Annotated in this window: 22 protein-coding genes; 13 read left to right on the forward strand and 9 right to left on the reverse strand. The window is 45.0% G+C overall.

Features of this window, described 5'->3' with window-relative positions:
• Window positions 1–114: 114 nt before the first annotated feature.
• From E8M12_RS14515 to rlmM, 6 genes are all read left to right on the forward strand, one after another.
• Complete coding sequence (locus tag E8M12_RS14515) at window positions 115–1,359, forward strand: DUF819 family protein (protein WP_136736991.1); 1,245 nt, start codon at window positions 115–117, stop codon at window positions 1,357–1,359.
• Between the two features lie 13 nt (window positions 1,360–1,372).
• Window positions 1,373–2,215 (forward strand): 3-deoxy-8-phosphooctulonate synthase, encoded by an 843-nt coding sequence (gene kdsA / locus E8M12_RS14520; protein WP_136736992.1) that lies wholly within the window; start codon window positions 1,373–1,375, stop codon window positions 2,213–2,215.
• A gap of 127 nt (window positions 2,216–2,342) precedes the next feature.
• On the forward strand, window positions 2,343–3,269 hold the full coding sequence (locus E8M12_RS14525) for a transcriptional regulator GcvA (RefSeq protein WP_136736993.1): 927 nt from the start codon (window positions 2,343–2,345) through the stop codon (window positions 3,267–3,269).
• Window positions 3,269–3,940 carry an alpha/beta family hydrolase gene (locus tag E8M12_RS14530; protein WP_246034164.1) on the forward strand — a complete coding sequence of 224 codons (672 nt, stop codon included), beginning with the start codon at window positions 3,269–3,271 and terminating at the stop codon, window positions 3,938–3,940. Before E8M12_RS14525 ends, E8M12_RS14530 begins: the two co-directional genes overlap by 1 nt.
• Window positions 3,940–4,323 (forward strand): DUF423 domain-containing protein, encoded by a 384-nt coding sequence (locus tag E8M12_RS14535; RefSeq protein WP_136736994.1) that lies wholly within the window; start codon window positions 3,940–3,942, stop codon window positions 4,321–4,323. The genes E8M12_RS14530 and E8M12_RS14535 overlap by 1 nt, the downstream gene beginning before the upstream one ends.
• On the forward strand, window positions 4,320–5,408 hold the full coding sequence (gene rlmM, locus E8M12_RS14540) for a 23S rRNA (cytidine(2498)-2'-O)-methyltransferase RlmM (RefSeq protein WP_136736995.1): 1,089 nt from the start codon (window positions 4,320–4,322) through the stop codon (window positions 5,406–5,408). Before E8M12_RS14535 ends, rlmM begins: the two co-directional genes overlap by 4 nt.
• A gap of 120 nt (window positions 5,409–5,528) precedes the next feature.
• Here rlmM and E8M12_RS14545 read toward each other — a convergent pair whose 3' ends face one another.
• From E8M12_RS14545 to queF, 6 genes are all read right to left on the reverse strand, one after another.
• On the reverse strand, window positions 5,529–6,533 hold the full coding sequence (locus E8M12_RS14545) for an alpha/beta hydrolase (protein WP_136736996.1): 1,005 nt from the start codon (window positions 6,531–6,533) through the stop codon (window positions 5,529–5,531).
• Between the two features lie 8 nt (window positions 6,534–6,541).
• Window positions 6,542–7,549, reverse strand: a complete 1,008-nt coding sequence (locus tag E8M12_RS14550) for an isocitrate dehydrogenase (protein WP_136736997.1) — start codon at window positions 7,547–7,549, stop codon at window positions 6,542–6,544.
• A gap of 210 nt (window positions 7,550–7,759) precedes the next feature.
• Window positions 7,760–8,140, reverse strand: a complete 381-nt coding sequence (locus E8M12_RS14555) for a DUF3192 domain-containing protein (protein WP_136736998.1) — start codon at window positions 8,138–8,140, stop codon at window positions 7,760–7,762.
• A 54-nt stretch (window positions 8,141–8,194) separates the two neighbouring features.
• Window positions 8,195–9,016, reverse strand: a complete 822-nt coding sequence (gene xni / locus E8M12_RS14560) for a flap endonuclease Xni (protein ID WP_136736999.1) — start codon at window positions 9,014–9,016, stop codon at window positions 8,195–8,197.
• A gap of 2 nt (window positions 9,017–9,018) precedes the next feature.
• On the reverse strand, window positions 9,019–10,377 hold the full coding sequence (ppnN, locus tag E8M12_RS14565) for a nucleotide 5'-monophosphate nucleosidase PpnN (RefSeq protein WP_136737000.1): 1,359 nt from the start codon (window positions 10,375–10,377) through the stop codon (window positions 9,019–9,021).
• Between the two features lie 456 nt (window positions 10,378–10,833).
• Complete coding sequence (gene queF / locus E8M12_RS14570; protein ID WP_136737001.1) at window positions 10,834–11,685, reverse strand: NADPH-dependent 7-cyano-7-deazaguanine reductase QueF; 852 nt, start codon at window positions 11,683–11,685, stop codon at window positions 10,834–10,836.
• A 100-nt stretch (window positions 11,686–11,785) separates the two neighbouring features.
• Here queF and syd point away from each other — a divergent pair, with 100 nt between their 5' ends.
• Window positions 11,786–12,346: a SecY-interacting protein gene (gene syd / locus E8M12_RS14575; protein ID WP_136737002.1), complete on the forward strand. Its 561-nt coding sequence runs from the start codon at window positions 11,786–11,788 to the stop codon at window positions 12,344–12,346.
• Here syd and E8M12_RS14580 read toward each other — a convergent pair.
• On the reverse strand, window positions 12,343–12,660 hold the full coding sequence (locus E8M12_RS14580) for a hypothetical protein (protein ID WP_136737003.1): 318 nt from the start codon (window positions 12,658–12,660) through the stop codon (window positions 12,343–12,345). The two genes, syd and E8M12_RS14580, sit on opposite strands and share 4 nt — an antisense overlap.
• A 217-nt stretch (window positions 12,661–12,877) precedes the next feature.
• Here E8M12_RS14580 and E8M12_RS14585 point away from each other — a divergent pair, with 217 nt between their 5' ends.
• Window positions 12,878–13,252 carry a DUF3192 domain-containing protein gene (locus E8M12_RS14585; protein ID WP_246034166.1) on the forward strand — a complete coding sequence of 125 codons (375 nt, stop codon included), beginning with the start codon at window positions 12,878–12,880 and terminating at the stop codon, window positions 13,250–13,252.
• Between the two features lie 58 nt (window positions 13,253–13,310).
• On the opposite strand, the gene E8M12_RS14590 is transcribed toward E8M12_RS14585, so the two are convergent.
• Complete coding sequence (locus E8M12_RS14590) at window positions 13,311–13,541, reverse strand: DUF2789 domain-containing protein (RefSeq protein ID WP_136737004.1); 231 nt, start codon at window positions 13,539–13,541, stop codon at window positions 13,311–13,313.
• Between the two features lie 180 nt (window positions 13,542–13,721).
• Here E8M12_RS14590 and E8M12_RS14595 point away from each other — a divergent pair, with 180 nt between their 5' ends.
• A complete protein-coding gene (locus E8M12_RS14595; RefSeq protein ID WP_246034167.1) occupies window positions 13,722–14,381 on the forward strand; it encodes a GNAT family protein in 660 nt (219 codons plus the stop codon).
• Between the two features lie 8 nt (window positions 14,382–14,389).
• Entirely contained in the window at window positions 14,390–14,701 is a 312-nt protein-coding gene (locus E8M12_RS14600; protein WP_136737005.1) for an Mpo1-like protein, read from the forward strand.
• Window positions 14,702–14,729: 28 nt separating this feature from the next.
• On the opposite strand, the gene E8M12_RS14605 is transcribed toward E8M12_RS14600, so the two are convergent.
• On the reverse strand, window positions 14,730–15,587 hold the full coding sequence (locus E8M12_RS14605) for a sulfotransferase domain-containing protein (RefSeq protein WP_136737006.1): 858 nt from the start codon (window positions 15,585–15,587) through the stop codon (window positions 14,730–14,732).
• Window positions 15,588–15,721: 134 nt separating this feature from the next.
• On the opposite strand from E8M12_RS14605, the gene E8M12_RS14610 reads away from it, so the two are divergent.
• The 3 genes from E8M12_RS14610 (at window position 15,722) to E8M12_RS14620 (ending at window position 20,310) form a co-directional block, all read left to right on the forward strand.
• Window positions 15,722–16,558, forward strand: coding sequence for a formyl transferase (locus tag E8M12_RS14610; protein ID WP_136737007.1), 837 nt, complete (start codon window positions 15,722–15,724; stop codon window positions 16,556–16,558).
• A complete protein-coding gene (locus E8M12_RS14615; protein WP_136737008.1) occupies window positions 16,555–17,013 on the forward strand; it encodes a methyltransferase family protein in 459 nt (152 codons plus the stop codon). The genes E8M12_RS14610 and E8M12_RS14615 overlap by 4 nt, the downstream gene beginning before the upstream one ends.
• A gap of 279 nt (window positions 17,014–17,292) precedes the next feature.
• Window positions 17,293–20,310, forward strand: a complete 3,018-nt coding sequence (locus E8M12_RS14620; protein ID WP_136737009.1) for a TonB-dependent receptor — start codon at window positions 17,293–17,295, stop codon at window positions 20,308–20,310.
• The last annotated feature ends 95 nt before the right edge of the window (window positions 20,311–20,405 follow it).

Genomic DNA, 20,405 nt, shown 5'->3' on the forward strand with positions numbered 1-20,405 from the left:
AATATAGAATGACTATATCAATGAAATCTATGTGGTAACTGAACCTCTGCCCTAACTCTGAGTTGTGCACAAACTTAGTGTGATTGGTATAAGAAGAATTAACCAGGAGAATTTATGGAACATACCGCTCTTATTACCAACGATGCAACCATACTGGGATTGTTGGCACTTATGCTCGGTGCGGTTTTTTATACCGCCAATAGCGCTAATTCTGGTTGGCAGAAGTTTTATGCAGTCGTACCTGCGGTATTGCTCTGTTATTTTTTGCCATCACTGTTAAATACCTTTGGCATCATAAATGGTGAAGAATCCAACCTTTATTATGTAACGTCACGCTTTTTATTGCCGACCTGCCTGGTGTTACTCACCTTAAGTGTTGACTTAAAAGCCATCGCTGGTCTCGGTTGGCGCGCGGTTGCGATGTTTTTTACCGGGACACTGGGGATTATCATTGGTGGCCCAATCGCGCTACTAATCATTTCCACATTCTACCCGGAAGTTATCGGCGGTAATGGTCCGGATGCGGTATGGCGTGGCCTTACCACCGTAGCAGGTTCCTGGATTGGTGGTGGTGCTAACCAGGCAGCGATGAAAGAAATTTATCATGTCGGTGATGATATCTTCTCAGCGATGATCACCGTTGATGTGATCGTTGCCAACCTGTGGATGGCGGTGCTGTTGATTATGTCTGCCAATGCCAAGCAATTGGATGCCAAAGCGGGTGCCGAAACGTCAGCAATTCGTGAACTGCAGGAAAAAGTTGAGAGCTTTCAGGAAAAGCATACTAAGATCCCGGCGCTACCGGATTTAATGGTTATTTTAGCCGTGGGGCTTGGGGTTACCGGTTTTGCCCACCTATTCGCGGATACGATAACCCCATTTTTTGTGGAAAACTACCCAGAACTGAAAAAGCTTAGTTTCCATAGCAAGTTCTTCTGGATGATCGTATTTGCAACAACGGTGGGTATTACCTTATCGTTTACGAAAGCCCGAAACCTGGAAGGGGTTGGTGCCTCGAAAGTAGGTTCTGCCATGTTGTACTTACTGATTGCTTCAATCGGAATGAAGATGGACGTCACCATGATTAAAGATGCACCGCTATACTTTGCTATCGGAGCTGTGTGGATGTTAATACATGCATCGTTGATGTTACTGGTGGCCCGATTAATTAAGGCACCGTTGTTTTTCATGGCGGTTGGCAGCCAGGCCAATGTCGGCGGCGCTGCATCGGCTCCGGTTGTAGCATCGGCATTCCATCCATCACTGGCGCCTGTGGGTGTATTGTTAGCAGTTCTGGGTTACACAGTAGGTACGTTTGCCGCCTGGTTATGTGGTCAAATTCTGCAAAGTATCGGTTAATTTGAGGTTTTTTATGAGTCAACAAGTCATTTCTGTTGCCAACATTGAAGTAAGTAACGACAAACCGTTTGTTTTATTTGGCGGAATGAATGTCCTGGAGTCGAGAGATTTGGCGATGCAAATCGCTGAACGTTATGTGGAAATCACCACGGAACTGGGTATCCCATACGTTTTTAAAGCATCTTTTGATAAAGCCAACCGCTCGTCGATTAACTCTTATCGTGGCCCGGGGTTGGACGAAGGCCTGAAAATCTTCGAAGAAATTAAATCAACGTTTAATATTCCAGTGATCACCGATGTCCATGAACCCTATCAGGCGCAGCCGGTCGCCGAAGTCGTTGATGTGATTCAATTGCCAGCCTTTCTGGCACGACAAACGGATCTGGTAATTGCCATGGCGAAAACCGGTGCGGTAATTAATGTCAAAAAGCCGCAGTTTCTTGCGGCTCATGAAATGCGTCACATTATCAAGAAATTCTCTGAGGCGGGTAATGAGCAGGTTATCCTGTGCGAGCGTGGAAGTTGCTACGGTTACAATAATTTAGTGGTCGATATGCTGGCAATGGATGAGATGAAAACCATGGCGCCGGTGATCTTTGATGCTACTCACGCCTTACAAAAACCCGGAGGCCGCAGTGACTCAGCGGATGGGCGTCGTGCCCAGGCGGCACAACTGGCGCGTTCAGGGATGGCTTTGGGAATTGCCGGTTTGTTTATCGAAGCACACCCGGATCCGGATAATGCGAAATGTGACGGACCTTGTGCCTTGCCATTACATGCCCTGAAACCTTACCTGCAACAGGTGCAGGCGGTGGATCAACTGGTGAAATCCTTTGAGCCATTGATTACTGACTGATCGTCAATAGTTCTATAAATACCGACAAAGCCGGCAATGTGTCGGCTTTGTTTGTTATGGCACGGTAGCCGAAAGGCGTTATTACTTATATAATTTTGCTTCATATATTCATTAGAATTTCTAATCGATGGCGACACGTCTTCCTCCATTAAATGCCTTAAAAGCGTTTGAAGCCTCTGCCCGGCACCTGAGTTTTACTAAAGCAGCCGATGAGTTATTTGTGACCCAGGCAGCTGTCTCTCACCAAATTAAGTCCCTCGAAAATCACCTGGGCATAAAATTATTTATGCGTAAAAACCGAGCCTTGTTATTAACGGAAGAGGGCCAGGGCTATTATCTCGATATCAAAGACATCTTCACCTCGTTGCAGGATGCAACCCAGCGGTTGCTAGCGCGCAATTCCAAAGGCGCAATCAATGTCAGTGTCCACGCAAGCCTGGCAATCCAGTGGCTGGTGCCAAGGCTGAGCGAATTCAATCGGCTGTATCCGGATATTGATGTGCGGATCACTGCCGATGACCGCGACGAGGGTACCTTAAGCGAAGATGTCGATATTGCTTTTTATTACGGGCGCGGCCACTGGCCCGGCCTTATCGCCGATAAAATGATGACCGAGTACCTGCAACCGGTTTGCTCGCCGGCATTTTTAGAGGATTTGAGCAGCAAAGGGCAACTGGCGCAAATTAGCGATTTAGCTGAGCATACCTTGCTACATGATACCTCGCGTCGCGATTGGAAACGCTTTTTTAAAAATATTGGCATTAGCACGGGCAATGTGGATCGCGGACCGATATTTTCCCACACGGCACTGGTGCTGCAGGCTGCAGTGTATGGCCAGGGCATTGCGCTGGGGCATAATTTACTGGCAAAACCAGAATTAGAAGCGGGCCGGTTGGTTGCGCCGTTTCCGGAAGTCCTGGTGAATAAGGATGCGTTTTACATCGTATGTCGTTCGCCACTGCAGGAAGGAGGACGTATTGCTCAATTTCGCGAGTGGGTACTGACAACCGTGGCTGAAGAAGAACAGGCGATTGATGAGGATAAAATAAATTAATGTTTGATTTTACTCAGGTTGAGAGTTTCGACCGCGAAAGCGTCACCCTAGATAAGACCAATGATGCAGGTATAGCAACAATGATCTTTGCCCACGGCGCCGGCGCCGACAAAGATAGTGAATTTATTCGCCAGGTTATCGCCAGACTAAATGAAAATGGCGTTCATGTACTGAGCTTTAATTTTCCTTATATGCAGCAGCGCAAACTGGATGGCAAGCGTCGGCCTCCTAACCGTATGCCAGCGTTACAGCAGGCCTTTAGCACCATCATAGAGGCGTACCGCGGGGAACTGCCATTTTTTATCGGAGGTAAATCTATGGGGTCACGAGTGGCGATGACCCTGATAGCGGATGACAAGGTTCGCGCCGGTTTTTGTTTTGGTTACCCGTTTCACCCGCAAAAAAAGCCAGAATCTTTGCGACTGGAGCCTTTACAGCAACAACAAAAACCTGTGCTGATTATGCAGGGGCAGCGCGATGCCCTGGGAAATGAGCAGGAAGTGTTGTCTTACCAACTTGGCCAAAACATAGAGGTTAGGTTTTACCCGGACGGTGATCATGATTTAAAACCGAGAGTAAAATCCGGTTATACCCATAAACAACATATCGAGCAAAGTTGTACGGATCTTATCAACTTTGTAAATCGGCTGACTATCAAGGAGCATAGCTGATGATGATGAATCAAGTGTTGGTGATTTTCGCCGGCGTTAATGGTGCATTCTGGTTAGCCGCTAGTGCCTGGTTAGTGCATAGTAGTAGCAGTTTTTCTGCAAAGGAAATGTCATCGCTGGCGATTGCCTGCTGCTTTGCGCTGTTGCACAGCCTGCTGTTGTTGCAACTTGGCTTCGTTGATAAAAAACAAACCCCGAAACTGCTCAGGCTTGCCGGTTGCTCTTTGATACTGGGGATTTTTCTGTTTTGTTTTATTATTTTATTCAAAGTGGTTTGGCCGGACAGTATAATTGCCCGCTTATCGCCACTGACACCCATTGGCGGCCTGGCGCTAATTAGTGCTTGGTTAATGATCGCCCTGCAAGGTTTTTATAAAAAATGACAGCTATCGTATTGTATTGCCGCCCCGGATTTGAGAAAGAGTGCGCGGCAGAAATTCAGGAAAAAGCAGCCTGGAATGAAGTCTTTGGTTACATCAAACTGAAGAAAAATCAGGGCCTGGTCGAGTTTCATCTTTATGATGAAGGGCAGGGCGATGCGCTGATGCAAAAATTGCCGTTAAAGCGGCTGATATTTGCCCGGCAGTGGTTTATTACCCTGGGTGATGTTATTGAGTTACCGGAATACCAGCGGGTAGAAGCGATTGCCGAGACCCTTGGTGATGAATTTCGTTATGAAGAGTTGCGAGTCGAGTCATTAGATACCAATGATGGCAAAGCCTTGAGTAAGTTTACCCGCAAGCTTTCGGTACCACTTCGTCAGGCATTGCGTAAATCAGGGGTGTTAGCGGCAAAGGAAAGTGAAGACTTCGTAGAGGGGGCCGCCATACTCCATGCACTATTTTTCAGTGGTCAACAGGTACAGCTTGGCTATTCCTATGCGACTAATTCGTCGCCACATCCGATGGGGATCCCACGTCTTAAATTCCCCAATGCCGCGCCGAGCCGCTCAACCTTGAAACTGGATGAAGCATTCTTACATTTCATTCCTAAGGGAGAGCGGGAAGAGCGTCTTACGTCAGGGCTGAATGCCACCGATCTCGGGTCAGCACCGGGAGGCTGGACCTATCAGCTGGTGCGCCGCGGTATGATGGTTAAAGCTATCGATAATGGGCCAATGGCCGAGTCATTAATGGAGACCGGCCAGGTAAAGCATTACCAGCAGGATGGATTTAAGTTTCGCCCTAGTAAGAAAAATAACTACTGGCTGGTTTGTGACATGATTGAAAACCCAATCAAAGTGGCGAAGTTGATGGCGAGTTGGATCATCGATGGCGATTGTAAAGAGGCTATCTTTAATCTTAAGTTAATGCCAGGCAAAGCCCGTTACCAACAGGTCAATAAAGCCCTGCAACGGATCAAAGATATGCTTGGCGAGCATGAGGTCTGGTATGAAATGTATGCCAAGCATTTGTATTATGATCGCGAAGAGGTAACCGTGCATATTCGTGCGTTAGGGAAGAGATAAACTAAGATGGAAGGTGGAAGGTGGGAGGTGGAAGGTGGAAAGGCACTTACCACCCGAGAGATTCCCTAAAGTATCAGGGAATCTCGACCAGCAGCAGAATAGCAGCCTATGCGGGCAGGTTTAGTCGCCACTAATCTTCGAATCCGTTTCGAGTCCATACAGCCATATAATCGCCTCGGCAAATTCGCTGCGCCAAAAGCCTTCGTTATGTTTACCCGCTTTCACGACTTTGGCTTGTACTGTTGAAGAGTCTGGGAGGGAAGTTCGCAATAGCTCTGCCATTTTCATCATGTCCGGCACCATGCTTTCACCTTCCTGACCGCCGACCAATAGATAAACCTGGCTGTTGTTTATCTTAGCGGCGTGCTTTTCGGTAAACGTCCATACCTTGTCGCTGTACCAGTAAGACGGAGAGAACAGCCCGGCCCTGGAAAAGGTCTCGGGGTACGCCAACAATGCGTAATGACTGATAAACGCGCCTAACGAGCTACCAAAGATAGCCGTGTTAGCTTTATCGCTATTGGTACGGTAATGTTGATCGATATAGGGTTTCAACGTCGAAACCAGGTCTGCCACAAACTTTTTCCCTTCGCCGACACCATACTTTTCATGAGTCCAGGGACTGTATTCATTAAGACGGTACTCTGGGTGATTGTCGATGCCAACAACAATGGCTTCAAAACCGGTTGTTTTCGCCAGGTTATCTAAGCTCTCATCAATTCCCCATTCACCAGCATAGGAAGTTTTGTCATCAAATAGATTCTGTGCATCGTGCATATATAACACCGGATAGCGTTTATCGGATTGGTGATATGACGGTGGCAGGTAGACTCTGATGGTTCGGCTTCTGTCCAGGGATGGTAACGTCACCGCATTTTGTTCGATTACCACATTGGCTGGTGCGGCGGTTACTAGCGAGAATGGACTGATTAACGACAGCCAGACGAGTAGGGCAAGTAGAGGGGTTTTCAGGTTCATAGATAACAACATATTGATTTTCATGGGCTTATAACACCGCAACTGCACCAATAAATCAAGAGGGTCAGAGTTGTTGATTTTCAACAACTCTGACCCCTTGAATTTCTCAATAAAAAAAGCGACCGAAGTCGCTTTTTTAAATGTCATAAACGTTCTTACAAACGCTCTAAAACCGCGTCTGTAAAGTCAGTCGTACCGTGCTCACCACCTAAATCACGAGTGGTACGGTCGCCAGATTCAATAACATCTTTAACCGCGTCACGAATCTTTGATGCCTTGTCATTCATGCCTAAGTACTCAAGCATCTGGATAGACGCCAGAATGACTGAGCTTGGGTTGGCCAGGTTCTTACCAGCGATGTCTGGTGCACTGCCGTGTACCGCTTCAAAAATCGCACAGTCTTTACCGATATTAGCACCTGGAGCCATGCCCAGACCACCAACAAGACCTGCACACAAGTCAGAGATGATATCACCGAACAGGTTAGTGGTTACAATAACGTCAAACTGCTCTGGGTTCATTACCAGTTGCATACAGCAGTTATCAACAATCATTTCGGTAGATTCGATATCTGGATAACGCTCACCAACTTCACGAGCAACTTTCAGGAACAGGCCTGAGGTTGATTTTAAGATATTCGCTTTGTGAACCGCAGTTACCTTCTTACGACCTTCTTTACGAGCAGTCTCATAGGCGAAAGTGACGATGCGCTCAGCACCTTCACGAGTGATTAAACTCATCGCTTCCGCTTGTGAACCGTCTTCAGAAACTGTCTGACCCAGGCCAGAATACATACCTTCGGTGTTTTCACGGATAGTCAGAATATCAATGTTTTCGTAACGGGCACGGGTACCTTTGAAAGAAAGTACCGGGCGCAGGTTTGCGTACAATTTGAATTTTTTACGCAAGGTCACATTGATTGAAGTAAAACCTTCACCAACCGGCGTGGTTAATGGACCTTTAAGAGTAATTTTGTTTTTCTCGATAAGCTTCAGGGTTTCTTCAGGAACCAGCTCACCGTGTTTTTCCAAAGCAGCTAAACCGGCATCCGCAAATTCATATTCGAAATCACAACCTGCTTTATCTAGCACTTTTAAACATGAATCAATGATACTTGGGCCGATACCGTCACCCGGGATCACCGTGATAGTTTGTTTAGTCATGGAAATAGCCTTAACAATGTTAGGAAAATACAAATACAGTCAGATAAAGTATTGCAAAAAGTTTAAATTTTTTTGCAAAACTTCTGCAGAAATTATCGTGGCGGCTTTATACCATGACTGGTCAGATGATTCCAGTTTTAAGGGTGAAAACAGGACTAATTTCGTAATATTCCTACAAAATTAGCTGGTTTTGACCATATTGTGAGCGAATCATAATTCTTTGTAATCCTGATACGCACTCTCACCAATACCGACCAATACCCCGTCTTTAAATAACAATGCAGTACATTCATCCTGGGTGGTGATGCCGTCACTATGGCGATGGCGGGTACGGTAGAACATTACCTGGTAGTTATTGACGGTGACTTTTTTGGCTTCGGTCAAATCCGGATTACCTAATTCCTGTAAGATGGTATCGACGGACACATTATCCAGAGACAGTTTGGCGATATACTGGCGATTGTATCCTTCACGATCCTCCCAGCTCATGTCCTCAGGCTTATCATCTTCGTGAAAATGAAGTACTGCGGCGGCAAACACCCCATATAATACGACGGCAATAAATATTCTCAGGGCGATGGTTTTGTTCATGGTTTACGTCCGCTTTTCCTTTTGTTGCTTGCTTGGTCCGCTTGTCAGTTGATATCAGACGGCTTGCTGACTAACGGGTTTGGGAATTCTGATGTCTTTTAAATTAAAGCCTAATGGGATGTCTTTTTTCAAGGTCAGCAACTCCTGATAAAGTTGCATTTGCAGTTTATGCTCATCTAAGGTTTTCATCAGGCTGTTTTTAAGATCGCTGGCATTAAGCACGCCTTTAAGGGAGTGATATTGTTGCAGCAATTTCGATGCGGTGATTTGGCCAATCCCGGGAACGCCTGGGATCTTATTGGTGGAATCGCCACTCAGTGTCCAGAGATCGATTAGCTGTGTCGATTTCACCTGAAATTTATCACGCACATAGGCTTCATCCAGATGACGTTGATTAAAGTAATCAAATACCCGAATGTGATCGCATAGCAGGGGAAGAAACCCCTTATCGGTAGATATAATGGTGACATCCTGGGCTCGCAAGGCCACTTTTACCGCTAGTGTGGCAATCAGGTCATCGGCTTCATCATCGTCAGACACCAAAGAATCAACCTGCAAATCAAGTAACGCGTCCTGAATGGAAACCAGACTTTGCTCCAGGTGTTCGGGCATTTTCTTACGGCCCTTTTTGTAATCTGGATAAACCTGGTAACGCCAACATGGTTGCTTACTATCAAACACTGCGAGAATATGAGTCGGTTGCTGACTGTCGAGTATTTTTCTGACCGCCTGAATGGTGTGGATTTTGGTATTGTGAATGATTTGTTGTTTAGTCGACTCAGACAGCGTATCCATATAGTGAAACGGGCGCTCTTGCACCGCGTATATCCTACGGATCAAATTCATCGCATCAATTAATACAATATGTGCTGGCATCGTTATTCTGTGTCGGAAACTATTTGGTAGCAGGGAACATATTTGCTACCCGGTAATTTCATTCGTTGTTGTTTTACGAACGATGATAACAGGTTATCCATATCTGTCATAATTTCTTTGTTACCAGATATTTGATACGGACCCTGTTGGCGAATTTTTGCTACCCAGTCAGGCTTCACATTACCAGCTACGATACCGGAAAAAACCCGGCGCAGGTTTGCCGCCAGCTCACTAACAGGCATGTCTTTTTCAAGCACCAGGTTTGCCATATTGTCGTGGGTTGGTTCAAATGGCTGCTGAAATTCTTCATCAATGTGCAGCGACCAGTTGTAATGATACGCATCGCCAACCGCCTTGCGATAATTGATTACCGCTGAGATTTTATCCTGCAGGTACTGGGCAACTTCCTGCTCATTATCAATAATGATGGTGTACAAGGCCTGAGCCTGAGGTCCAAGGTTTTTGCCAATAAATTGATCAAGATCGCGGAAGTATTGCTCACTTTGCCGGGGACCGGTCAGGACGATAGGGAGTTTTTGCTGGCGATTAGCCGGATTTAATAAAATACCGAGGATAAACAACAGCTCTTCTGCAGTGCCGGCACCACCTGGAAAAATAATCAATCCGTGGCTGAGGCGCACAAAAGCTTCCAGGCGCTTTTCAATATCCGGCATTATCACCAGTTCATTAACAATTGGGTTTGGCGGCTCAGCAGCGATAATGCTTGGCTCGGTAATTCCAATATAGCGGCCTCGGTAATTGCGTTGTTTGGCATGACCGAAGGTTGCCCCTTTCATCGGACCTTTCATCGCTCCAGGTCCACATCCAGTACAGATGTTAACGCCGCGCAGACCTAATTGATAACCGACCTCTTTGGTGTATTTATATTCGACATCGTCAATAGAGTGGCCGCCCCAGCACGTGATAAGGTTTGGCTCAACATCGAGCTTGATCACATTGGCATTGCGGATAATATCGAACACGATATGGGTAGCTAAATTGCCGGCAAGCGGCAACGGCATACACATGTAACGGTTTGAGATGAACAGTATGTCCCGCAATACTGCCGACAACTGTTCGGCGATACCATGAATAATTTTACCGTCGACAAAGGCATGTCGGGGCGGGTTTATCAGCCTGAGCTTAACACCTCGCTCACGCTTTAAGACTTCGATATCGAAGTTCTGGTATTGTTGATAAATGGCTTCGGCATCATCCGTGTCGCTACCAACATTTAGCACCGCAAGTGAACAGTTTCGATACAATTGATACAGCTCGCTGTTGGCGCTTTGTTGAAGTTGTTCGACTTCCAGGGGAGATAACAGGCGCATTTCGCCGACGGGATTTAATTCATACTGCATACTGACCTCAAAGCTATTGTTGTTATAAGGGCCTGTTGACCTTTGCTGGCCGAATTTTGTTCGATGAAAGTGTGCAATTCAGATAACAACGCAACTTGGTTATAACGTATTGCCTAACACACGAAATCGAATTCTTCGAACAGCGTTTGTTTTGAACCTGACCAGCGTTTTTTCTCTTTACCGGACAATAAGTACGGCAAAAATAAAAAGCCTTGGTCAGCTACCAAACAATTCGCTGCAAACTTGACCCTCAAAGATAAACAGCCCCCAGGGCCTGTTGACCATTGTTATTGGCCGAACCTTGTTCGTTGAAGGTTTATAAATTAGAAATTCACCTTAAAAGATAAACGGCCCTTAGGGTCTCCTATTGATCAGTTTAGAACAGATTTGTTCGTTATGGTTAAGATTTATTGTAACGTATTATAAATACTCAATATTTTTCTTAATGCCAGAACATTACTGGCGAATGGTGCGTAAATCCGGGGCGGGTTGTTGCACGGTAGAACGAAACGGGTTGATATCCAGTCCGCCACGGCGGGTGTACCGGGCATAAACCGTCAGTTGCTCGCACTGGCAAAATTTCATTAGGTCGACGAAGATACGCTCCACGCATTGCTCATGAAATTCATTGTGCTGGCGAAATGACACCAGGTAGCGTAGCAACTTTTCGCGGTCGATTTTCGGTCCGCGATAATCAATATATAAACTTGCCCAGTCTGGTTGATTGGTGATTAAACAGTTTGATTTTAGTAAATGGCTAACCAGCTTTTCACTGACTATGCTGGTGTCAGCAACAGCTCCAGATAAAATATCGCGACTGAACTGGTAGTCACTGATTTCAATGTCCTGATCGTCAATGCGTTGGTAATCTTCTGTTTTAGCCAGGGCAAGGGCAGGGCAGTGCTCAACATCAAACAAGGCAACGCTGGCATCACCTTCACAAACCCGGGACAAATCCTGCTGTAGGGTTGAGACCACGTCATCCCAACCTGCGAATTTTGTCTGGTTGAAACTGTTCAGATAAAGCTTGAACGATTTTGACTCTACGATATTGGTGCTGGTACTGGGAAAGCGAAACTCGGCTACGGCTACTTGAGGCAGGCCTTTTTGATTGAGCCAGGATAATTCAAATCCGTACCACACATCCTCACCAAAAAACGGTAATGACATCTGGTCAATCGCCAGCGAATCTCGATTAAGACTTCGCGGTACGCCCTGTAGCAGGCTGGCGTCATATTGGTTGCGATACTCGGTTTCTTTACCCAGCAATAAAGCTTTCAGCTCATCAGCATTTTGATAATTACTCATGGAGTTTTAAATTTCATCTATCTGATCGTTATAATAGGTCGTTATAATAGCAATTTTTTGCAATTGACGGTACCAAACTCACTTGCACAGGACGTATTGAATGGCAAACGAACAAACCCCAACCCAGACCAGCCTGGCATCTCTTTTTGACACATTTGTCCGTGATTATCAGGAAAAACATGGCGATTACCCAAAAGTTGAACATGATAAACTCTGGCCGTCTGAGGTTGAACTAGACAAAGTCAACGATGGTGAGTTGACGCGCTGGAAGCCGCATTTCCTGGCTAAGCCTTTATCTTTTGCCAATGTTGAAAAGGCGCTGGAAATTGAGTTGCACCCGAGTGTTAAGGAATTCTTCGCGCTCGCCTACAGTGAAAATATTGATGCCAAATGTGAACATGGCCAGCTGTCATTACTGTTTGCCTGGAATTTTGAGGATTTTGAGCGATTACAACAAAATATTATTGGCCATGTGATGATGAAACGTCGATTGCGTCAGCCGATCAGCATATTTTTTGCCATCACTGACGAAGAAGACATCAACCTGGTTGTCAATAATGAGGATGGTTCGGTCTGGATCGAGCCGGTTGGCCTCACGGGCACCAAAAAACTGGCCAATTCGTTGCCGGAGTTTATTGATGGATTGACAGTCACTGTCTAATTAGGTGTTTTAAGCTCTGCTATTTCATTTGAAAGCTGTTTTACCAGGGCTTGTAACTCATCCACTTGGGACTGCAACTGACTGATTTGTTGTTGTGCCTGTTGCAGCGTAAACGCTTGCAACGGCTTGTCCGTGGAAATTAATTCTGGCTGGGATTCGCCAAGTTTAGGATTTTTCTGCCATTGCTGCAGTCCTTTAATGATTGCAGCCAGCGGCATGGCAACCGTCAATTGACTCTTAATTAGAGCCACACTTGGGGTTTTGCCCTGTTGATGCAATCGCTGGGCGATTTGATAAATTTCTTGCTGGCTCATTGGCGGCTGGACCTAAATTGATGAATAATGCGACATAGTTTGGGTAATTTGCTAAATAATAGCGAATGTCGCCAACCTTGTCATGATGAAAATATGGCTATTTAAATTATTGTGATAAAAATCAATTGGTTATGTTTTTTGGCAAAGTACTTGCTTTGAGTTAGTCACGATAACAATAGGCGGATAGCTCCGTAACATTAACTTCAGAGGTAATAGAATGAAAAAAACAATGCTGGCACTATTGGTAATGGCACCGTTAACTGCAGGATTAACGGGATGTGTTATTGCTGTGGATGGTAACGGTGACTGGGATGCGAATTCGATAAGTTCAAGCCAGGATACTGCTTATGAAAACCGTAAAAATCTGGCTGAGTTGGAGGAAAACATGAGTTTTTCTCAAGTGAAGGCGAAGATGGGTGTACCGGATTTCAATGAAACGTACGATAAAGATGGCGAAAAAATCCAGGTACTATATTACCGTACAAATCGCAAACACGGTGACGGAATGACCACCAAGGATGAGTGCACACCACTGATCTTTAAGGACAAGGTACTGGTTAGCTGGGGCGAGAAGGCTCTGGTTCAGCTGTAATTTTATTTCCTTTCTGAAATAATAAAGCGCCAATGATTGGCGCTTTATTATTAACGGTTTACCGTAACATACTGTCCAATACATCAACCACTTCACACCAGTCGGAGTCTTGATTGATCGACTCTTTTAGAAAGCTGGCTTGCGCCGGGGTCCAGAAGTTCGCCTCTTCTAACCGGGTTCGGGCTGGTAACCCTTTATGTCGTTCAATAAATTGGTCGATGCTGTCTGGTCGATTATCTAATCCCAGCTGAGCGAATAAACTTTGCAAATTATGGTTCGACAGATCCATTCCCCGTCCCTCGTCATTGTGATTACAGTGAATATTGTCTTTAAGAGTATAGTTGCCTCTGCGGCGTTGTTGGGGCCATTATTACTATCCATAATAACTGATTGGTTTGACTATAATTAATTTTCCCTGATAAGGTGAGATAACGTATCACAACCCCGTTGACCGACCCGGTGAACTGGAATGAAGAGTGACCAAATCATGAATGATGTGAAAGTAACGACTGAAAATGACATTAGAGCATCATATTTATCGGCGGGTGAGCTCAAACTTGCAGCCTCGCTATTATTTCAGTCGTACCAGGATGATCCGGTTTTTAAGGACGTATTTGATGCCAGCAGCAGCGGTTATGAACAAAGGCTCAGGGCGGCAATTCGCGAAGAACTCGCGGCATTCTGGCAGGCCAGGCAGCCGATTATGGGACTCTATCTCGGCGAAGCCCTGGTCGGTGTCGCCTGTATCAACAGCTCTGGCCAAGGGCTAGGTAGTGAACGGTTCTGGCACTGGCGCTTGAAAATGATGTTAGGCGCAGGCTACTTCAACACTAAACAGATGATCGAAAAAGAGCAGATAATTGTCGATGCTGTCCCCCTCAACAATTATCATATGTTGTCGTTTATTGCGATTCACCCATTGCACCAGCATCATGGATTTGGTCATTATTTACTGGCCGCAGTAAATACGGTGCTTGATGAAAACCAGGATAGCGAAGGGGTTGCGATTTATGTCACCAGTGACAAATACCTGGAGTTTTTTAAAGAGTGTGATTATCAGGTAGTGAAAGAAGTCACCGTCGGGAAGGTGACGGGACACCTGATGATTCATTATCGAGAACAAGAGTAGTAAATATTATGTCGGCAAAACAGTATCAGTCTTTCCGTGAGTTCTATCCGTTTTATCTGTCCCAGCATCAGAACAAAACCTGCCGGGGACTTCATTATATCGGCAGCCTGTTGGTGATTGCAGCCCTGGCTTATGTGCTGTTTACTGGCAAAGCACTCTACCTGCTGGCATTGCCAGTACTCGGATATGGGTTTGCCTGGGTTGGACATTTCTTTTTTGAAAAAAATAAACCTGCCACCTTTCTCTACCCCTGGTACAGCCTGGTTGGCGATTGGGTCATGCTGGCAGAGTTTCTGTCGGGTCGTAAACTGATAAAATAATTCCGGTTACTGTTAACGATTATTCTTGTTACCAGTGAAATGATTTACCGCAGAACTCATAAAGTGACTGATTACGTTCACTAAAATAATGATTCAGATAACGCCTGACTTCCGTTTCGTGAATTAATTGATTTCTCTGCAATGGAGTTACTGACTTATTGTGAAAATTGCTTATACCAATAAACTGATACAACTGTTCGAGTATTTTCAAAGGCGATTTATTGAATTCTTCAATGCTGATGATTTTAATATGTTGGCGGTCAAAGTAGCGTAAAAAACGCTCAATTTGTTCCTTGTAATGGCCTCGGGATTTGTAGGTGGCATGCAAAAAGGCATCACTTCGATAGTCCTGAGTAGTCAAACTCCAGCTTAGTCGTTGTTCTTCCATTTGTAGTGCTTTAATGAGTGGCAGGTATTCGCGCCTGGCGTTTTTTTCGTCGGTATAATGACATATCGCGCGGTCAATCGGATTACGCAGGATAAAAATGATTTTTACGCCGGGAAGTAATTCTTTAATTCGTTCAGCAGCCAGAGGGTGAAAACTGTAAAACGTTGACGACTCGAAGCATTGCTGTCCTGGAGCCAGTTCCTTTCTTAATGGAAAGTGAGCGCGGTACCAACTTTCACCGTTGTCAAAATTATCTTGGTTTTTTGCCAGTCCCCCATCGAAATAATGGGTCTGCGATTGAAAGGTATGGTGCAGCTGCGGGTGTTGTCGTAAATATTTGACCAGTGCAGCCGTTCCTGAGTGCCTTGCTCCAAGCACAATGAAACTTGGCAATGCACGCTGTTTAGCAGTTAATAATCGATATTGAAATTTGATTTGCTGCTGTTTTCGATTAAATAATTGCTCAATTCTCCCAAGTGGTTGTATTGATGTTTTCATTGGCTTTTTTATGATGAATGTTGTTGTTATTACTTCATTATGTTCTCTTCCTTCCCATAAAAGTGTAGTTTAATTTTATCAAAAGCCGCGTATTATATTGAGTTATCTGATTGAATTTTTAGCAGGAAACCACATTGAACATTACCTTCCTGGCAAATCGTGACCTGGCCAGCAATTTCGCCTTAAATTTAATTCTTCCTGCGTTGAGTGAACATCGTCTGAGTGTATTTCTGTCGGATAAGGTCGGTAAAAGTCCCGTAACAAGTCCAGAACTGCAAAAACTGTCTGCATTGGAGTCACAACAGGCACTGCAGTTAATTGACCAGCACCAGTGCGAGTCGATGCATCCGGATACCTTTCTCGGCTTTGAGAGGATGCAACAGTATACCTGCCAGTCGATTTCCACCCTTAATGATGTTAACGAGGTTAGTGGCTTAGAGAAACTTAAGGCATCGGCACCAGACCTTATAATCAGCATTCGCTTTGGCAAAATATTACAGCCCCCGGCAATCAGCATACCTGAACTCGGCGTCATTAATTTACATTCTGGCCTGTTGCCAGATTATCGGGGAGTTATGGCAACGTTCTGGGCTCTACTGGATGGGCAACAGGCCATTGGCTCTAGTTTGCATACTATCGAAAATGGCGATATTGATCGGGGCCGACTTCTGTCATCAAAAGCCATTGCCGTCGAAGTCGACAAATCTTACCTATGGCATGTGTTGCAGTTATACCTACATACGGCTGATCAGATTACCGACTATGTAAAACAACTGTGCGAATCTAAGGTGCGAACTGGGCAGCAGATATCAGAGGGGGGCAATTATTTTAGTTTCCCAAGCGAAAGGGATTTAGCCAGATTTCAAAAGTCTGGGCATTGTTTATATCAAAAAACTGAGCTTTGTTATTTCCTCAATCATTTTTACGGACTTACTGTTAGTGAGCAGGACTTGGAGCTGGACGGATTGTGAAGAAGTTAGAGCTGAAAGTACCGCCACTGTTATTATTTTTACTATCTATCCCTTTGATGTGGCTTGTCCGGGATCAACAGCATGAGCTTTTCAGCATTAGTTGGCTGAGCTTGCTGGCGCTGTTTTTTGCTGTGTCTGGATTGTTGATCATTATTCTCGCCGTTATTGAGTTCCGGCGCCAACATACCACGGTTGATCCCCGTGACCCGAATCAATCCTCCACACTGGTGTGCGAAGGTATTTTCAAAGTTACCCGCAATCCTATGTACCTGGGTTTTAGCTTATTGTTGCTTGCCTGGGGAATGCTTTTATCATCGATGCTTTCATTACTCTGGGTACCGCTTTTTATGGCTTACTTAAATCAATGGCAAATCAAACCAGAAGAGCGGTTATTGCGACAAAAATTTCCTGACCAGTACCCCGCCTATCGACAACGCGTACGACGCTGGTTGTAATACCAAATAACTATATACAATACGAATTTTTTATTCTAGATATCTCAAGTTGTTAATTTTTTAGCAATCATCATAAATGATATTTTTTCACCTCTAATCACCTTTAGTTTCCTGATACCCTTGCAGTCTCTATTGATAAACCGCAAATTTCCTGGCCTTATCCTGCACCAATAATCATGATTTTGTAACAAAAGAATAATCTGGTGTTAACAAATTAATAAAGTGTGGTAAATTATTCCTTGAGTAAAAAAACAACAATATGATTTGAAGGAAATACTCATGTCTAACAGCTTTTTTAAGAAACATGCAATAGCGACAGCGATTGGTGCAAGCTTAATGTTTGCAGCGGCGCCGGCGGCTTTTGCTAATAATGATGGTGGTATCAGGGGGACGATTGAAAGTGCGTCGGTATCACAAATACAAGGTGTTACCATTACCATTGAAAATGTAAACACCGGAACCAGCCGCACGATAGAGGTTGACGATAAAGGCAACTTTCGTTTTCCTCGTCTTCCGGTTGGTACCTATAACATTACCGCAACGAAAGATGGTGCTCAGGTAGCGAGTCTTGAGAATGTTACTGTTAACGTTGGCTCAGACTCTTCAGTGCGATTGGTTGTGCAAGGTGACGATATTGAAACAATTACCGTTACCGGTACCACATCTCGCATCGATACAGCCTCAACGGAATCGAGTTTTAATATCGGTGCGGTTGAACTTGAAAGGTTGCCAATCGCCCGGAGTGTAAACTCGGTCGCATTACTGGCACCGGGAACTGCTGGTGGTGGTCGCCATGGTGGTCTGTCTTTTGGTGGCTCTTCAGCAGCTGAAAATGCTGTTTATATTAATGGCTTGAATGTAACGGATCCTGAAGTCCCGACAAGTTTTTCTAGCGTACCTTTCACGTTTTATGAAGACTTCCAGGTAAAAACTGGTGGTTACTCAGCAGAATTTGGGCGTACCACAGGTGGCGTTGTAAATGCCGTGGTGAAATCTGGTGGTAATGATTTTAAATTTACTGCGGATACCTATTGGGTCCCGGATTCACTGCGTGGTTCTAAAAAAGACCGTTATGATAATGATGGCAACAAAATTGTTAGTGGCTCTAAATCTGAAACAGACACCTGGACCGCCTCAATTTCAGCATCGGGTCCAATCATTAAAGACACTTTGTTTTTCTATGCGCTTTATGAACCACGCTTAGTAGAGACCACAAGTGTTACTGAGAGTGATTTGTCTCGCTCCGAAGCTAAAGATGATACCGCATTCTGGGGTGGTAAACTTGATTACTACATTACCGACAACCACTTGCTGGAATTTATCGCATTCTCAGACGAAAAAGATGTTGAAACCGACCTGTTTGATGATGGTGAATATTCAGAAACCATCTTTGGTACTACAGGTGGACAAAACTACATTGTTAATTATACCGGTTATTTAACAGACAGCCTTACTGTTAAAGCTATGTGGGGACAGGTTGAGCGTCAGTCACGTTCTAATGCTTCATCAGCATTAGAGTGTAACCGCGTCATGGATTACACCTCTGCAGGTCCGATATTTGACATTGGTTGTACTTCCTTGTTTATGACCTCTGACCGTATTAATGAGCGTGAATCAGTGCGCCTGGACTTTGAATGGGAAGTTACTGACAGCCATTTACTTCGTTTCGGTTATGATAATGAAACACGTACAACGGTTATGGACCGGGCATATCCGGGCATGGATGCAACACGTTATCAAATCTATGATGCAAGCCCAGGCGAGTCTTTAAATGGTGAAACCTTGACTGATGAGTCGGATTTTTATGTGCGTGCCCGTACTCGTAAAACTTTCGGTAATTTCGAAACCGAAACTTCTGCGATTTATCTGGAAGATATCTGGACAGTTACCGATACGTTGACTGCGACCATTGGCGTGCGCTGGGACGAATTTGATACGACTGGCGCTGGTGGTACCGGTTTTATGAAAGTCGACGAAATGATTTCACCTCGTCTCGGTTTATCCTGGGATGTCAATGGTGATGGCGAAACCAAAGTTTTTGCTAATGCCGGTCGTTACTATTACCCGCTGCCAAACTCTTTGGTTGCTCGAGAAGGTGGTGGAACCGTCGATATCTCTAATTACTACTATCTGGAAAATGGTATACAGGATGCTGATGGTTTCTTTACCAGCGGCTTCACAGAAACGATGACTTCTGCTGGCTTAACTAATCTTACGCCAAATCTTGGTTCGATTATCGGTGAAGCGATTCAGTTTGGTGATGTCAGCAATGCTGGTGAAGACCAATCCTATCGTGTAGATAATGATATTGAAGCCAGTTATCAGGATGAGTATATCCTTGGCTTTGAAACTATGGTGAATGATAACTGGGCTATTGGCGCAAGAGCTATGTATCGTAAGTTTGAAAACGCCATTGAAGATATGAAGATTTATCATGACTGGGGTGATTGTGACAGTCCGGGCACCTGGTTAATTGGTAACCCAGGTAAAGTGATGACGCTTAACCTCAACTGTAATGGTACCCAGCAAATCGTTTCTCTGGATACAGGTAAAACGCAAATTGATGGTGATCATCCACGCAGTAAAACCGGTGAAGATATTGGTAGCCCAGTGCCCTTCAGGAAGTATGCATCGTTGGATTTAGTGGTTGACCGTCAATGGGATGATGTATGGCAGTTTTATGCATCTTATACCTGGGCACATAGCTGGGGTAACTATGAAGGCGGTGTCAACTCAGATACCACCAATGATATCGCTGGTTGGTTGGAGTACGGTGACGATCCTGCTTACTTAATCGGCGGTTATGGGGATTTGCCAAACGATGTTCGCCATACCTTTAAGTTTTATGGTGCCTATGCCATTACTGAAGATTGGTTAGTGTCTGCAAACTTTGTTGCGTCATCAGGCCGCCCAATTAATATTCGTGGTGTAGGTAACCCGTACACAACCGATGAGCATTACTATATGAACTGGGTGTGTGTGGAGACTTGTGGCGGTTTAGCTGATGGTCAAAGCGAATCAGACCGTGTGTATGAGTACCTACCGCGCGGCGAAGAGCGCCTGGACTGGACTTACCAACTTGACCTAGGTACCAGTTACTCAGTTGATTTTGGCGAAGATGCGTCAGCAACATTCTCCCTGGATGTATTTAATGTTTTCAACACCCAAGAGACCCTGCGTGTTGATTCATTCCTGACAACGCCTGATTCGGTTGGCAACCCGAACCCGGATTATGGCTTAGGAACTTCATTCCAGTCACCACGAAGAGTGCAGTTGAGCGCAATTGTTCGCTTCTAATCAAGCGTGAAAAGATAAAAAAAGCACCTTTCGAGGTGCTTTTTTTATTTCTAAGTGGACATCAGAAGTGCGCAATTTCAATCGTGGCAGAGGAG

Origin of the sequence: Thalassotalea mangrovi (genome assembly GCF_005116735.1) — a bacterium.
Classification (GTDB): Bacteria; Pseudomonadota; Gammaproteobacteria; order Enterobacterales; family Alteromonadaceae; genus Thalassotalea_A; species Thalassotalea_A mangrovi.

Excerpts from the sequence above, each read along its gene's own strand:
- E8M12_RS14605 (WP_136737006.1), bottom strand. The coding sequence starts at position 15,587 with ATGAAAACATCAATACAACCACTTGGGAGAATTGAGCAATTATTTAAT.
- syd (WP_136737002.1), top strand. The coding sequence starts at position 11,786 with ATGGCAAACGAACAAACCCCAACCCAGACCAGCCTGGCATCTCTTTTT.
- E8M12_RS14525 (WP_136736993.1), top strand. The coding sequence starts at position 2,343 with ATGGCGACACGTCTTCCTCCATTAAATGCCTTAAAAGCGTTTGAAGCC.
- E8M12_RS14595 (WP_246034167.1), top strand. The coding sequence starts at position 13,722 with ATGAAGAGTGACCAAATCATGAATGATGTGAAAGTAACGACTGAAAAT.
- queF (WP_136737001.1), bottom strand. The coding sequence starts at position 11,685 with ATGAGTAATTATCAAAATGCTGATGAGCTGAAAGCTTTATTGCTGGGT.
- E8M12_RS14545 (WP_136736996.1), bottom strand. The coding sequence starts at position 6,533 with ATGACATTTAAAAAAGCGACTTCGGTCGCTTTTTTTATTGAGAAATTC.
- ppnN (WP_136737000.1), bottom strand. The coding sequence starts at position 10,377 with ATGCAGTATGAATTAAATCCCGTCGGCGAAATGCGCCTGTTATCTCCC.
- E8M12_RS14535 (WP_136736994.1), top strand. The coding sequence starts at position 3,940 with ATGATGATGAATCAAGTGTTGGTGATTTTCGCCGGCGTTAATGGTGCA.
- xni (WP_136736999.1), bottom strand. The coding sequence starts at position 9,016 with ATGCCAGCACATATTGTATTAATTGATGCGATGAATTTGATCCGTAGG.
- E8M12_RS14555 (WP_136736998.1), bottom strand. The coding sequence starts at position 8,140 with ATGAACAAAACCATCGCCCTGAGAATATTTATTGCCGTCGTATTATAT.
- E8M12_RS14530 (WP_246034164.1), top strand. The coding sequence starts at position 3,269 with ATGTTTGATTTTACTCAGGTTGAGAGTTTCGACCGCGAAAGCGTCACC.
- E8M12_RS14580 (WP_136737003.1), bottom strand. The coding sequence starts at position 12,660 with ATGAGCCAGCAAGAAATTTATCAAATCGCCCAGCGATTGCATCAACAG.
- E8M12_RS14590 (WP_136737004.1), bottom strand. The coding sequence starts at position 13,541 with ATGGATCTGTCGAACCATAATTTGCAAAGTTTATTCGCTCAGCTGGGA.
- kdsA (WP_136736992.1), top strand. The coding sequence starts at position 1,373 with ATGAGTCAACAAGTCATTTCTGTTGCCAACATTGAAGTAAGTAACGAC.
- E8M12_RS14515 (WP_136736991.1), top strand. The coding sequence starts at position 115 with ATGGAACATACCGCTCTTATTACCAACGATGCAACCATACTGGGATTG.
- E8M12_RS14600 (WP_136737005.1), top strand. The coding sequence starts at position 14,390 with ATGTCGGCAAAACAGTATCAGTCTTTCCGTGAGTTCTATCCGTTTTAT.
- E8M12_RS14585 (WP_246034166.1), top strand. The coding sequence starts at position 12,878 with ATGAAAAAAACAATGCTGGCACTATTGGTAATGGCACCGTTAACTGCA.
- rlmM (WP_136736995.1), top strand. The coding sequence starts at position 4,320 with ATGACAGCTATCGTATTGTATTGCCGCCCCGGATTTGAGAAAGAGTGC.
- E8M12_RS14620 (WP_136737009.1), top strand. The coding sequence starts at position 17,293 with ATGTCTAACAGCTTTTTTAAGAAACATGCAATAGCGACAGCGATTGGT.
- E8M12_RS14550 (WP_136736997.1), bottom strand. The coding sequence starts at position 7,549 with ATGACTAAACAAACTATCACGGTGATCCCGGGTGACGGTATCGGCCCA.